The 13777-nt window shown below is 31.3% G+C and carries 13 protein-coding genes; 9 read left to right on the forward strand and 4 right to left on the reverse strand.

What is annotated here, in order from left to right; genetic code table 11:
• Window positions 1-54: 54 nt before the first annotated feature.
• The 5 genes from ACJJVO_RS07000 to ACJJVO_RS07020 all read left to right on the forward strand — a co-directional run bounded on the left by ACJJVO_RS07000 (window position 55) and on the right by ACJJVO_RS07020 (window position 5320).
• Entirely contained in the window at window positions 55-1062 is a 1008-nt protein-coding gene (locus tag ACJJVO_RS07000) for a glycosyltransferase family 2 protein (protein ID WP_405572152.1), read from the forward strand.
• 103 nt (window positions 1063-1165) lie between these two features.
• A complete protein-coding gene (locus ACJJVO_RS07005; protein WP_405572155.1) occupies window positions 1166-3091 on the forward strand; it encodes a BatA domain-containing protein in 1926 nt (641 codons plus the stop codon).
• Window positions 3088-4341 (forward strand): dihydroorotase, encoded by a 1254-nt coding sequence (locus tag ACJJVO_RS07010; RefSeq protein WP_405572158.1) that lies wholly within the window; start codon window positions 3088-3090, stop codon window positions 4339-4341. Before ACJJVO_RS07005 ends, ACJJVO_RS07010 begins: the two co-directional genes overlap by 4 nt.
• The gene (locus ACJJVO_RS07015; RefSeq protein WP_405572160.1) at window positions 4341-4673 is read left to right on the forward strand and encodes a hypothetical protein; all 333 of its coding nucleotides are present in this window, start codon (window positions 4341-4343) and stop codon (window positions 4671-4673) included. The genes ACJJVO_RS07010 and ACJJVO_RS07015 overlap by 1 nt, the downstream gene beginning before the upstream one ends.
• Before the next feature lie 2 nt (window positions 4674-4675).
• Window positions 4676-5320 (forward strand): alpha/beta hydrolase, encoded by a 645-nt coding sequence (locus tag ACJJVO_RS07020; protein ID WP_405572162.1) that lies wholly within the window; start codon window positions 4676-4678, stop codon window positions 5318-5320.
• On the opposite strand, the gene ACJJVO_RS07025 is transcribed toward ACJJVO_RS07020, so the two are convergent.
• Together ACJJVO_RS07025 and ACJJVO_RS07030 are read right to left on the reverse strand one after the other, a co-directional pair.
• A complete protein-coding gene (locus ACJJVO_RS07025; protein ID WP_405572165.1) occupies window positions 5317-5823 on the reverse strand; it encodes a hydrolase in 507 nt (168 codons plus the stop codon). The genes ACJJVO_RS07020 and ACJJVO_RS07025 overlap by 4 nt on opposite strands.
• A gap of 2 nt (window positions 5824-5825) precedes the next feature.
• Window positions 5826-6587, reverse strand: coding sequence for an MBL fold metallo-hydrolase (locus ACJJVO_RS07030; RefSeq protein WP_405572168.1), 762 nt, complete (start codon window positions 6585-6587; stop codon window positions 5826-5828).
• A gap of 91 nt (window positions 6588-6678) precedes the next feature.
• On the opposite strand from ACJJVO_RS07030, the gene ACJJVO_RS07035 reads away from it, so the two are divergent.
• Window positions 6679-8133, forward strand: coding sequence for a TonB-dependent receptor (locus ACJJVO_RS07035; RefSeq protein WP_405572170.1), 1455 nt, complete (start codon window positions 6679-6681; stop codon window positions 8131-8133).
• Window positions 8134-8192: 59 nt separating this feature from the next.
• Here ACJJVO_RS07035 and bcp read toward each other — a convergent pair whose 3' ends face one another.
• Window positions 8193-8648: a thioredoxin-dependent thiol peroxidase gene (bcp, locus tag ACJJVO_RS07040; protein ID WP_405572173.1), complete on the reverse strand. Its 456-nt coding sequence runs from the start codon at window positions 8646-8648 to the stop codon at window positions 8193-8195.
• Window positions 8649-8691: 43 nt separating this feature from the next.
• On the opposite strand from bcp, the gene nth reads away from it, so the two are divergent.
• Both nth and ACJJVO_RS07050 read left to right on the forward strand, forming a co-directional pair.
• Window positions 8692-9348 (forward strand): endonuclease III domain-containing protein, encoded by a 657-nt coding sequence (gene nth, locus ACJJVO_RS07045; protein WP_405572175.1) that lies wholly within the window; start codon window positions 8692-8694, stop codon window positions 9346-9348.
• Between the two features lie 47 nt (window positions 9349-9395).
• A complete protein-coding gene (locus ACJJVO_RS07050) occupies window positions 9396-9914 on the forward strand; it encodes a hypothetical protein (protein ID WP_405572177.1) in 519 nt (172 codons plus the stop codon).
• Window positions 9915-10164: 250 nt separating this feature from the next.
• Here the strand turns inward: ACJJVO_RS07050 and ACJJVO_RS07055 are convergent, their stop codons facing one another.
• The gene (locus tag ACJJVO_RS07055; RefSeq protein WP_405572179.1) at window positions 10165-10749 is read right to left on the reverse strand and encodes an RNA polymerase sigma factor; all 585 of its coding nucleotides are present in this window, start codon (window positions 10747-10749) and stop codon (window positions 10165-10167) included.
• A 237-nt stretch (window positions 10750-10986) separates the two neighbouring features.
• Between ACJJVO_RS07055 and uvrA the strand changes: the two genes are divergently transcribed.
• Window positions 10987-13776, forward strand: coding sequence for an excinuclease ABC subunit UvrA (gene uvrA, locus ACJJVO_RS07060; RefSeq protein ID WP_405572182.1), 2790 nt, complete (start codon window positions 10987-10989; stop codon window positions 13774-13776).
• Window position 13777 lies beyond the last annotated feature (1 nt).

Consider the following 13777-nt stretch of genomic DNA (forward strand, 5'->3'; position numbering starts at 1 on the left):
CAAATCTACAATGTGTTACTATTAAAAACCTAAAGGTTTTGTTAAATTCGCAATATGTCGCAACCTCTAGTTAGTATTTTAGTCCCATTTAAAAACACCGAAGCATTTATTGCTGAGTGTCTTAATTCTATTTTAGACCAAACTTATTCTAATTGGGAAGCCATTTTTATTGATGATAATTCCGATGACAATTCTAACACTATTGTTGAAAAACATGCTAAAACTGATGCTAGAATTAAAGTTTACAAAAATAATCACTCAGGCATTATAGAAGCTTTAAAAACAGCCTATCAGTATGCTTTAGGAGACTATATAACACGAATGGATAGTGATGATTTAATGACACCTCTCCGTATTGAAACCATGGTTAACAGTCTTGAAAAATATGGCAAAAAACATTTAGCCGTAGGGCAAGTAAAATATTTTAGAGCTGATGGACTCAGTGATGGCTTTGCACGTTATGAAAGTTGGTTAAACTCTTTAACTGTTGAAGGAAAAAATTATTCGGAAATCTATAAAGAATGTGTGATCCCTTCGCCATGCTGGATGCTTCATAGAGACGATTTTGAAGCTTGCAACGGTTTTAATTCTGAAATTTATCCTGAAGATTACGAATTAGCTTTCCGATTTTACAAAGCAGAATACACTTGTATTCCATGCGATAACGTGTTACTTCATTGGCGAGATTACAGCACCAGAACCTCTAGAACACACGAGCATTATGCTGAAAATTCATTTTTAGATCTTAAAGTGAAATACTTTTTAGAATTGAATTATGATGTATCGCGACCATTAGCAATTTGGGGAGCAGGACATAAAGGCAAAACACTAGCTAAAATACTTTTAAAACAGAACATTCCGTTTTATTGGATTTGTGATAACCCAAAGAAAATAGGAAAGCATATTTACAACCAAGAACTATTTAATTTCGATTATTTAGCGGAACTTAAAAACCCTCAGAGTATCGTAACTGTTGCTAATACAAAAGCCCAAGAAGAAATTACACGATATTTTGAAACTCAAAACATGCAGACTATGATAGATTATTTCTTTTTCTGTTAAATTTCTCAAAATCAAAATCTCTTTATCGTTTTGCATTTTCTATATTTGAAGCATAAAGACTTGTCAGGTTTTAAAAATCTAACAGGTCTGTAAAAAATAAAGAATGCAGTTTAAAAATCCAGAATTACTTTACGCACTATTTTTGCTGGTTATTCCTATTCTTATACATTTATTTCAGCTACGTCGTTTTCAGAAAGTTCAGTTTACCAACGTTAAGTTTTTAAAGTCCGTTAAACTGCAAACACGTAAAAGTTCTCAGCTAAAAAAGTGGATTACGTTACTTACAAGAATGCTATTGTTAGCATGCATAATTATAGCATTTGCACAACCTTTTATTCCTAACACGGAAGACTTTAACGAATCGCAGGAAACCGTTATTTATTTAGACAATTCCTTTAGCATGCAGGCCAAAGGCGCTAATGGCACATTGTTAAATGAAGCAATACAAGATATTATAAATACGTTGCCTGAAGATGAAACTATAAGTCTTTTCACTAACGATAAAACCTTTAGAAACACAACAGTTAAATCATTAAAAAACGATTTAATACAATTATCGCATTCACCAACGCAGCTTAATTATGATGCTACATATCTCAAAGGGAAACAGTTATTTTCTAATCAAGGTGCAGCCACACGTAATTTGGTTTTGGTATCCGATTTTCAGCAAAAAGGAAACCTTTTAAATTTTGAGGCTGATTCTACTATTCAGCTTCAATTGGTGCAACCAAAATCTACTTTAGTTTCTAATATTAGTATCGATAGTATTTATGTTTCTAATTCCACCTCAGAAACTTTAGAATTGAATGTAAAATTATCTAACGAGGCCAAACCTATTGACAACGTCACCATTTCATTATTTAATGATGATGTATTGCTTACTAAAAGTGCTGTTGATATTAACAAAGAAGCAGAAGCGATATTTACCATTCCTAACAATAAAGTGATTAATGGAAAATTAATGATTGATGATGCAGGCTTGCAATATGATAATGTGTTCTATTTTAATATTAATAATAAACCAAAAATTAACGTCTTAGCTATTAATGAAACTGCCGATGATTCCTTCTTAAACCGAATTTACACAGATGATGAATTTAACTTTAAAAGCTTCAAACTAAATGCACTAAATTTTAATTTAATTCCTCAACAAAATCTTATTATTCTTAATGAGTTAGATAACATTTCTAATGCCTTAAAAACAGCTTTAATTGCTTTTAAAAATGATGGTGGAAAGCTACTAATCATTCCTTCAGATAAAATTGACTTAAATTCTTATAATCAAACACTTAAAGACTTAAATATTAGTGTTTTCACAAAACAAAATACAAACGAAAAACGCATTACAAGTATTAACTACAATCATCCACTCTTAGCGAATGCATTTTACTCTAAAGTCACTAATTTTCAATATCCTAAGGTTGACAAATCGTATCGTTTTTCTTCAAATTCAAACAACGTTTTATCTTATGAAGATGGCTCACCATTCTTGGTAGGTAACACAAATACTTATGCTTTTTCTTCGGCATTAAACTCGGATAATTCAAACTTTAAAAACTCACAATTAATAATTCCTGTATTATATAATCTAGGATTACAAAGCTTAAAATTGTCCAAATTATATTACACCATTGGTCAACCTAACGCTATTGCGATACAAACTTCTATTGGACAGGATAATATTTTAACTTTAGATTCTGACGACACTTCTGTAATACCATTGCAAAAAACCTATAGTAAATCTGTAGTTTTAGAAACCGAAGATTTCCCAAATTTAGCAGGAATATTGAACGTTAAAAACAAAGAAACTATAATCGAAAATCTAAGTTTTAATTACAATAGAACAGAAAGCAATCTTAGTTATTACGATTTAAACACATTAACAAACACGGATATTGAATCGAGTTTAGCAACAACAATCAATAACATAAAAAGTAACACAAATGTTAATGCGCTATGGAAATGGTTTGTTATTTTTGCATTAGCATTTTTAATAGTAGAAATGTTACTTCTAAAATATCTTAAATGAACGCACTCATAAAATCTGCAACCATCGTTGATTCTAAAAGTGATTTTCACAATGAAACGGTTGATATTTTAATTGAAAAAGGTCGTATTTCCAAGATTTCTAAACAGATTACCAATTCTAATAATTACAAAGAAATTAAACGAGATAACTTGCATGTATCTCAAGGTTGGTTTGATAGTAGTGTGTCTTTTGGTGAACCAGGTTATGAAGAAAGAGAAATTATTAGTAATGGATTAAAAACAGCTGCAAATTCTGGTTTTACTGCTGTAGTACTTAATGCCAATTCTAATCCTGTAATTGATAGCTATGCAGATATTACCTTTGTAAAATCTAAAGCTAGTGGCAATGCAGTGAGTCTCTATCCTATTGGTGCATTAACACAAGGAAGTAAAAGTGAAGATTTAGCGGAATTGTTTGATATGACTAATGCTGGCGCAGTTGCTTTTTACGATTATCAGAAACCAATTTGCAATCCTAATTTAATGAAAATTGCTTTGCAATACGCAAGTAATTTTGATGGTTTAGTTTGTTCTTTTCCTCAGGAATCTAAAATTTCTGGTCTTGGTGTGGTTAATGAACATATTAATAGTACTAAATTAGGACTGAAGGGAAATCCGGCTTTAGCAGAAGAATTACAAGTGGCTAGAGATTTATTTTTATTAGAATACACTGAAGGCAAACTTCATATTCCGACAATTTCAACAGCAAAATCTGTAGAATTAATTAGAGCTGCCAAAGCGAAGAAATTGAATATAACTTGTAGCGTTGCTATTCATAATTTGGTATTTACGGATGCTGTTTTACAAGAATTTGACACCAATTATAAAGTGCTTCCTCCATTAAGAACACAAACAGATTGTGATGCCTTAATAGAAGGCTTAAAAGATGGCACTATTGATATGGTGACTACAGACCATAATCCTATTGATATTGAAGACAAAAAGATAGAATTCGATTTTGCTAAATATGGCACTATAGGTTTAGAATCTGCTTTTGGTGCTTTGCAAAATATCTTTACCACAAAGAAAACAATAAGTCTTTTAACTCAAGGAAAATCTAGATTCGGAATTTATGAATCATCAATAAAAGAAGGTGAATTAGCAGATTTAGCGCTATTTAATCCTGATACAACTTACAAATTTAACACAACTCATATTTCATCACGTTCTAAAAATAGCATGTTTTTAGGCACACAACTTAAAGGTGAAACTTACGGGATCATTGCCAACAATAAAATTGTTTTAAAATAATGGATCAAAACACAATAGAAGAAGGTAAAACGTTAAGCTTAGTTGCTTACTTAACCTTATTTGGTACTTTAATAGCATTTTTCATCAATAAAGATAAACGTAATCCTTTTACATCTTTTCATGTAAGACAAGGATTGGGTTTAGGAATACTCTACATGATTATTGCTTATGTAGTAAGTAGCTTAGATAGTATGATGGCAAGTATGTCTTTTTGGATTTTCTTTTCAATTTTATTCTTTTATGGACTTTTTGGAGCTATTACAGGAAAAATGAACAAAATCCCTTTAATTGGTGACTTTTTTCAAAAACTTTTTAAATCAATTGGTCAATAAATATGTCAAAACTACACTATATCACAAGACCTTCGTCTCTAAAAGAAAATGCACCACTATTAATTATGTGCCATGGTTACGGAAGTGACGAAAATGATTTATTTTCTTTTGCATCAGAATTACCAGAAGAATTAATGATTATTTCATTAAGAGCACCTTACGCAATGCAACCATACGGTAATGCTTGGTATGCCATTAATTTTGATGCTGATAAAGGTAAATGGAGTGATAATGAACAAGCTAAAGCATCGGTAGAAAAAATTGCTGAATTTATTGATTATGCTTGTAATACGTATGCTGTAGATTCTAAAAATGTAACGCTTTTAGGTTTTAGTCAAGGTACTATTTTAAGTTATGCTGTGGCTTTAACATATCCTGAAAAAGTAAAAAACATCATCGCTTTAAGTGGTTATATTAACGAAGATATTTTACCAGAGACCATAGACGAAAGTGCTGTTTCACATTTAAACCTCTTTTGTTCTCATGGTTCTGTAGACCAAGTAATCCCTATCGATTGGGCTAGAAAAGCACCTGTATTTTTAGAAGCCTTACATATTAATCATGTGTATTCTGAATATCCAGTTGGTCATGGTGTTGCGCCTCAGAACTTTTATGATTTAAAGACTTGGTTAGATAAATATATTTAATTGACTTTTGGATACATTAAATACTCTACCAATTTATATTTAAGATCGTTATTTTTATCAATAGAATACGTTACAAAAATTTCACCCCAAAATTCACCATCTGTAAAGTTGGCAATAATCCATTTGTGATTTAGCACGCGTACTTTATTGATTAACAATTTAGAATCCGTCATAGAAACATAAGGTACCATAGGATGATCTTCACCTTCGTAATCGTTCATATTATAAAGCCCTTCTACGATAGCAGGTATCAATTGCTCCGTATCATAACCTTGCGCTTCAAAATAAGTTAATGCATCTTCGTTACCTTCAATATTAAAATAACTTAATTCAAAATTTTGTTCTTCTAACGTCTTAACGGTCTTCTCACTTTCAGAAAGTTTAGATTTCACTTTAACAATGTCTTCTTCATATTTATCAAGAATGTTTTTTGAATTTACATATTGAAAAATGAGCAGTAAAACAGAAAAAATGAATAAGTACATTAAAATTTTATTCTTCATATCTAAATAGTAATTTGTAAGTTATCGTAAGCTAAAAAAACGTTTTCTGGCAGTATTTGTTGTATGTCATCATGAAAACCTAATAAATGACTGACATGAGTTAAATAAGCACGTTTGGGATTTACTTTTTTAATAAACTCTAATGCTTCTTCTAAATTAAAATGTGATAAATGCGGCTGAATACGTAAAGCATTAACCACCAAAACTTCTAAATTTTGAAGTTTTTCAACCTCTTCATCAGCTACCGTTTTCATGTCAGTTAAGTATGCAAAATTATGAAAACGATATCCAAAAACCTGAAGTTTATAATGTAAACCTTCAATAGGAATAACATTAAGATCACCCACTAAAAAAGGTTCGTTTTTTACTTCAATTTTAGTCACACTCGGAACACCTGGATACTTCTTTCCTGTTGTAAAAATGTAATCGAAACGTTTCTCTAGTGACTTAAAAACACGTTGATGTGCAAACAATGGAATATCACCTTGTCTAAAGAAAAAAGGACGAATATCGTCTAATCCCATCGTATGGTCTGCATGCTCGTGCGTAAAAATAATACCATCTATTTTTGAAACATTAGCCCTCAGCATTTGTTGTCTAAAATCTGGACCACAATCCACTACAAATGTATAATCGTTCCACTCTACCAAAACCGAAACCCTTAAACGTTTGTCTTTAGAGTTTTCGCTTAAGCAAACAGGGTGATCACTTCCTATAATTGGAATGCCTTGTGATGTGCCAGTACCTAAAAATGTAATTTTCAATTCTACCGTTGTTTAAAACAAAAATAAACTTATTTTTTTGTTTGCAACACTAAAACTGTACCTTTGCGAAAACGATGTAAACCCAAATTCCATGAAGGACATAACGTACACAGGCGATTCAGATTTTGAAAATATTCCGTCTCTAAAAGACAAAGCCTTGCGTATTAATCTGAATGCCGACATCTACGGTACCTTTTCAGAAATTGGTGCTGGACAAGAAACTGTGCGTCAATTCTTCAGAGCTGGTGGTGCTTCTGGCACAATTGCTAAAGCTATGTCTGCTTACGATAAAGACTTTAGTGATGCTATTTATGGTATTGAAGACGACAAACGTTATGTTACTGAAGCTAGGCTCCGTAAAATGCTAAACCACGAAGTCAATTTAATGGAAGAACGCATAACTAGAGATAAACATCCTAATAAGATCTTTTTCTCTTATGCCAATACTGTTGCTACCATAGATTTTGCAAAAAAGTACAAAGGCCATGGTTGGGTTGGTATTAAATATCAAGTAGGACCTGGAGAGGATTATAATGATATTGTACTTCATATTCGTTTTAAAGAAACTGATGCACGTTTACAACAAGAAACATTAGGTAAATTAGGAACTAACTTAATTTATGGTGCATTTTACAAATACAATCAGCCACGTAAATTATTACGTTATTTATATGATCACTTAGATAAAGACCAATTAGAAATTGATACCATTAACTTTTCTGGTCCTGTTTTTAAAGATGTAGATAACCGATTAATGAGCTTACAGCTTGTTAAAAACGGAATGACAGACGCTGTAATGTTTGCACCAGACGGTAATAATGTTTTACCTGCAAGAGTGTTATACAAAAAGAATATCTTAACTCTTAGAGGAAGTTTTAGACCTGTTACTAAGGTAAATATGGACATGCTAGAGAAATCTCTTGAAATGTTTGTTAAAGAAAATAAAGTTGATAAAGAAAAAACACAGGTTGTTTTTGAAATCACACTATCTAATTTAAGAGCTGAAGGAAAAATTGACGAGCAAGATTTTATGGATCGTGCAAAACTTTTATGTTCTTTAGGGCAAACGGTATTGATTTCTAACTTCCAAGAGTATTATAAATTAGTAGAGTATTTTTCTCAATATTCTAAAGCAAGAATGGGATTAGCCATGGGAGTTAACAATCTCGTAGATATTTTTGACGAGAAATATTATCGCCATTTAAGTGGTGGCATTTTAGAAGCCTTTGGAAAATTATTTTACAAAGACTTACGTGTTTATTTATACCCAATGCAAAATGATGATGGCAGCTTAACCACTAGCGAAAATCTTAAGGTTCATCCACGCATGAAAGAGCTTTATAAATTCTTTAAATATAATGGTAAGGTTGTTGACATTACAGATTTTGACACCTCTAATCTAACGGTATTCTCAAGAACTGTTCTTAAAATGATAGTAAATAATGAAAATGGTTGGGAAGCAATGTTACCAGAAGGTGTTGCTAAATTAATTAAGGAAAAAAGTTTATTTGGGTGTGAAACTGAAGAAGTAATACATAAAAATTAAATTATAGAGCATAAAAAAAAAGCGACCAATTGGTCGCTTTTTTTTATGCTCTTAATTACTTATTCAGTTAATATCTGATCTGTATGTGCTTTGGTTTTCACCTTTGTAATTACATCTTCTAAAACGCCATTTTCATCAATAACAAAAGTGGTTCTATGTATACCATCGTATTCTTTTCCCATAAATTTCTTTGGTCCCCAAACTCCAAAAGCTTTAATAACAGAATGATCTTCGTCTGCTAATAAAGGATACTGAAACCCGTATTTAGTTTTAAAATTAGATTGTCTTTTAGCACTATCTGCACTTACACCCAAAATCTCATAACCTTGTGCCTTAAAACGATCATAATTATCATTTAGGTTACATGCCTCTGCAGTACAACCTGGCGTACTTGCTTTTGGATAAAAGAAAACAACTAATTTCTTGCCTTTATAATCCGACAAAGAAATTGTATTACCCTGTTCATCTAATGCCGAAAAATCTGGCGCCTTATCTCCTACTTTTAAGTGTGTCATATTATGTAAATTTGTATATTATGTCTAATCGTAAAAATACAAAATGACAAAACAAGAAAAAGTTAATTTCGTTATAAATACATTATATAAATTATATCCTGAAATTCCAATTCCATTAGACCATAAGGATCCTTATACCTTATTAATTGCCGTTTTAATGTCTGCACAAAGTACAGATGTACGTGTTAATCAAATCACTCCTTTGTTATTTGAACGTGCAGATAATCCTTATGACATGATTAAGTTGAGCGTAGAAGAAATTAGAGAAATCATAAAACCAGTTGGCTTATCGCCTATGAAAAGCAAAGGCATCCATGGATTATCTCAAATATTAATTGATAAACATAATGGAGAAGTCCCAAAAACCTATGAAGATTTAGAAGAACTACCAGCCGTTGGTCATAAAACAGCAGCCGTAGTATTATCGCAAGCATTCGGTATTCCTGCATTTCCTGTAGATACACATATACATCGTTTAATGTATCGTTGGAATTTAACCAATGGAAAAAACGTAGTACAAACAGAAAAAGATGCTAAACGCCTGTTTCCTGAAGAACTCTGGAATGACCTTCACCTTCAAATTATTTGGTACGGTAGACAATATTCACCTGCGCGTGGATGGGATTTAGAGAAAGATATAATTACTAAAACGATTGGTAGAAAATCAGTTTTAGATGATTATTTTAAAAAGAAAAAATAAAGCTTAGTTGGTATAATAATTGATGAACTATAGAAAATCACCAACCAATGAAAAAGCTGTTCGTTTTATTATTCTTATTAATAATAACATCATGTATTTCGCTAAGAAAAGCTCCAACAAATTTTACATATAGAATTGAAGTCGCAAAAAAATTTAAGCGGCAATTTCCTAAAGAATTAGCTTATATTTTTGAAGACCCAAAAGATGCTAATCAATTTTATAAGTATATAAATTCTAAGTTTCAATTAAATGATACAGATGTTGGTTTTAATGTACCAATAACAATTGATAATAAAACCTATTTTATAACCTATTATGAAGCGGAAATACCAGACAAAAAACTAAACCTTCTAGGTATTGCTGTAGATGCAACATTAGCCGTAAATGAGTTGGATCCTGTTTTTGATCAAGGTTACGTTAAACGCGTAGGTCATTGGTTTTTAGCAATAACAGTTTATGATGAAAACAATAATAATTGTTTAAAATCAAAATATACAGAGCGAAAAAATGTGTTAGATTATTTAAACCTTCTTCAAAATGAATATTTAAATAGCCATTCCTTATAATTTCAAAAAAAATCCTGATGCTTTCACATCAGGATTAATCTTAAAATTAATTTAGAAGTGCTTCAAACTTCAATTTATTATAATTTATAACACTTAAAGCCTTTGAATAATTCAAAAGGAAACTAATTGTTTCATCTTTTGGGTTTAGGTTTTGCATTTTGCTTGGGGAAGCGTTAGAGTAAATTTTTGCCATTTTAATTATTTAAGAGTTTATATATAGCAAAAACGTAATATAATTTACTTTATTATATCAATTAGTCAAAATAATATTATTTTGTTCAATTACCTTGCGCATATTTATAAGTGCATAACGCATTCTTCCTAAAGCAGTATTAATACTCACGCCAGTACGCTCAGAGATTTCCTTAAAACTCATATCTTGATACATACGCATCAAAAGTACTTGTTTCTGATCTTCTGGTAGTTCCTCAATAATGCGTCTAACATCATTTTCAACCTGGTCTTTTATTATTAATTTTTCAGCATTTAAAGTAGAATCACTTAGCACAGAAAAAATGCTAAACTCACCTGTATTATGAAATTTAGGCATACGCTTATTTTTTCTAAAATGATCTATTACCAAATTATGAGCTATACGCATTACCCAAGGTAAAAATTTACCCTCTTCATTGTATTTTCCTCGTTTAAGTGTTTTAATCACTTTAATAAAAGTGTCCTGAAAAACGTCTTCAGTAACATCTCTATCATATACTTTAGAATAAATAAAACTGTAAATTTTTTGCTTATGCCTTTCTATTAATATCGAAAGGGCTTGTTCGTTTCCATTAATATAGTTACGGACCAACTCTGCGTCTTGGATAAGTTCTTTTTTCATAATAATTACTTTAAAGCCTAGTAGTCACCTACTAAAGTTTGGGGTTAAAAGCTGTTTTTTAAAGTAATATTATGCTATACGCAGTTATTTTTTTAGATGAATATGTTTCAAATATAACAACAATCATTCCGAATAAACAAAAAATAATACTAAAATTTAACATTTTGTCGGATAAAATGTTGCTTTAATAGATGAAATAGATACACTATCTTTGCAAACTATATATCGAAAAAACCTATGAATACTACTGTTTTAGACGTTAGCCCAAAGGAAAACATCATTATAAAAGGTGCCAAATTGCACAATTTAAAAAATATCGATGTGGTTATTCCTAGAAATAAATTAGTGGTTATCACTGGTTTATCAGGTTCTGGTAAATCTAGTTTAGCTTTCGATACCTTATACGCTGAAGGTCAAAGACGTTATGTAGAAAGCTTAAGTAGTTACGCACGTCAATTTTTAGGTCGTTTAAACAAACCGAAAGTAGATTACATTAAAGGAATTGCACCTGCTATTGCTATTGAGCAAAAAGTAAATTCTACAAATCCACGTTCTACAGTTGGTACTACAACAGAAATTTACGATTATTTAAAATTATTATTTGCTAGAATTGGACAAACCTATTCGCCTATTTCTGGAGAAGAAGTAAAAAAACACACCGTTACTGATGTGATTAATTTTATTTCAAAATTTGAAGAAGGCACCAAATTATTACTATTAGCTCCAATTATATTAGAAGAAGGACGAACTATTGAAAATAAGCTTCAAACATTACAACAACAAGGCTATGCTCGTATCAAAATAAAAGAGGACGTTGTTAGAATTGATGACGCCTTAAAACAAAATATTAAATCTGATAAAAATCTATTCTTAGTTGTTGATAGAATTGTATTTAAAAATGATGAAGATTTTTTAAATCGATTAGCAGATGCCGTTGGAACTGCGTTTTACGAAGGTGTTGGCACGTGTATTATAGAATCACTTACAGATCAAAAACAAACACTTTTCAACAATAAATTTGAATTAGATGGCATGTCTTTTTTAGAACCAAATGCCCATTTATTCAGCTTTAATAATCCTTATGGAGCATGCCCAAAATGTGAAGGTTATGGTGATGTCATAGGTATTGATAATGATTTAGTGATTCCTAATACCGCATTATCAGTTTATGAAAACGCTATTTTTCCTTGGAAAGGAGACACCATGAGTTGGTACAAAGACCAATTAGTAAATAACTCACATCATTTCGATTTTCCTATACACAAACCTTATTTTCAATTAAGTGAAGCTCAAAAAGCAATTATTTGGAAGGGTAATAAATACTTTGAAGGCTTAAATGATTTCTTTGCTGAGCTAGAATCTAAAGCATATAAAATTCAAAATCGTGTAATGTTATCGCGGTATCGTGGTAAAACAAAATGTAACGTTTGTAATGGCAAACGCTTGCGTGTAGAAGCCAGTTATGTAAAAATTAATAAGGCAACCATTACAGATTTAGTTGATTTACCAATAGATGAATTAACCGTGTTTTTTGAAAAATTAAAGTTAAGCGAGAGTAATGCTAAAATCGCTAAACGTCTTTTAACAGAAATCAACACACGACTAGGTTTTTTATCTAATGTTGGTTTAAATTATTTAACGCTTAACCGAAAATCTAACACGCTTTCTGGAGGTGAAAGTCAACGTATTAATTTAGCAACATCTTTAGGTAGTAGCCTTGTTGGTTCTATGTATATTTTAGATGAACCTAGTATTGGCTTACATCCCAAAGATACCGAACGTTTAATTGAGGTTTTAAAATCGCTACGTGACTTAGGAAACACAGTTATTGTAGTTGAACACGATGAAGACATAATGAAAGCGGCTGATTCTATTATAGATATAGGTCCAGAAGCAGGAACTTTTGGAGGTGAAGTAGTTGCCGTTGGTGATTTCAATGCCATTTTAAAATCTGATAGTTTAACTGCAAAATACCTCAATGGACAACTAGAAATTGAAGTCCCTAAAAAGCGAAGAACTTCAAAGTATAGTGTTGAAGTTATTGGTGCTAGAGAAAATAACCTGCAAAATATAGATGTGACGTTTCCGCTAGAAATGCTTACTGTTATCACTGGAGTTTCAGGGAGTGGAAAAAGTACATTAGTTAAAAAGATTCTTTTTCCTGCGATACAAAAGAAATTAACTGGTTTCAGTGATAAAATTGGTCAGGTTTCTGAAATTAAAGGTAACCACAGTAATATTCAGCATGTAGAATTTGTAGATCAGAATCCTATTGGTCGTTCATCACGTTCTAATCCTGTAACTTATATTAAAGCTTACGATGATATACGAGCCTTATTTGCATCTCAAAAGTTAAGTAAAATCAGAAATTATGCTGCTAAACATTTTAGTTTTAATGTAGATGGTGGACGTTGTGAAACTTGTAAAGGAGAAGGTGAAGTTACCATTGAAATGCAATTTATGGCAGATGTGCATTTAACCTGTGAAACTTGTGGAGGAAAACGTTTCAAAAAAGAAGTTCTAGAAGTTAAGTTTGAAGGTAAATCTATCGATGATATTTTAAATCTAACCATAGATGATGCTATCGATTTCTTTACAACACATAAAGCAACAAAAATACAAGGCAAGTTACAACCGTTGCAAGATGTTGGATTAGGTTATGTTACTTTAGGCCAATCCTCTTCTACCCTTTCTGGTGGTGAAGCACAGCGTATAAAGTTGGCGACATTTTTAGGAAAAGGAAGTAAAAGTGATAATGCACTTTTCATTTTTGATGAACCTACAACAGGTCTTCATTTTCATGATATTAAGAAACTATTAAAATCGTTTCAGGCATTAATCGCCAAGGGTCATTCTATCATCGTTATTGAGCATAATATTGATTTAATAAAATGTGCTGATTATATTATTGATTTAGGTCCAGAAGGCGGAAAACACGGAGGAAAACTAGTGGCTTCTGGTACACCTGAAGCTATTGTAAAGAATAAAAATTCGGTTACAGGAAAATATCTTCAAGAAAAATTATAGT

It is taken from the genome of Winogradskyella sp. Asnod2-B02-A, assembly GCF_045063645.1.
Lineage (GTDB): Bacteria > Bacteroidota > Bacteroidia > Flavobacteriales > Flavobacteriaceae > Winogradskyella.

Coding starts and splice junctions, on each gene's coding strand:
- bcp (WP_405572173.1), bottom strand. CDS start 8,648: ATGACACACTTAAAAGTAGGAGATAAGGCGCCAGATTTTTCGGCATTA.
- ACJJVO_RS07015 (WP_405572160.1), top strand. CDS start 4,341: ATGGATCAAAACACAATAGAAGAAGGTAAAACGTTAAGCTTAGTTGCT.
- ACJJVO_RS07020 (WP_405572162.1), top strand. CDS start 4,676: ATGTCAAAACTACACTATATCACAAGACCTTCGTCTCTAAAAGAAAAT.
- ACJJVO_RS07025 (WP_405572165.1), bottom strand. CDS start 5,823: ATGAAGAATAAAATTTTAATGTACTTATTCATTTTTTCTGTTTTACTG.
- ACJJVO_RS07050 (WP_405572177.1), top strand. CDS start 9,396: ATGAAAAAGCTGTTCGTTTTATTATTCTTATTAATAATAACATCATGT.
- ACJJVO_RS07035 (WP_405572170.1), top strand. CDS start 6,679: ATGAAGGACATAACGTACACAGGCGATTCAGATTTTGAAAATATTCCG.
- nth (WP_405572175.1), top strand. CDS start 8,692: ATGACAAAACAAGAAAAAGTTAATTTCGTTATAAATACATTATATAAA.
- ACJJVO_RS07055 (WP_405572179.1), bottom strand. CDS start 10,749: ATGAAAAAAGAACTTATCCAAGACGCAGAGTTGGTCCGTAACTATATT.
- ACJJVO_RS07000 (WP_405572152.1), top strand. CDS start 55: ATGTCGCAACCTCTAGTTAGTATTTTAGTCCCATTTAAAAACACCGAA.
- ACJJVO_RS07010 (WP_405572158.1), top strand. CDS start 3,088: ATGAACGCACTCATAAAATCTGCAACCATCGTTGATTCTAAAAGTGAT.
- ACJJVO_RS07005 (WP_405572155.1), top strand. CDS start 1,166: ATGCAGTTTAAAAATCCAGAATTACTTTACGCACTATTTTTGCTGGTT.
- uvrA (WP_405572182.1), top strand. CDS start 10,987: ATGAATACTACTGTTTTAGACGTTAGCCCAAAGGAAAACATCATTATA.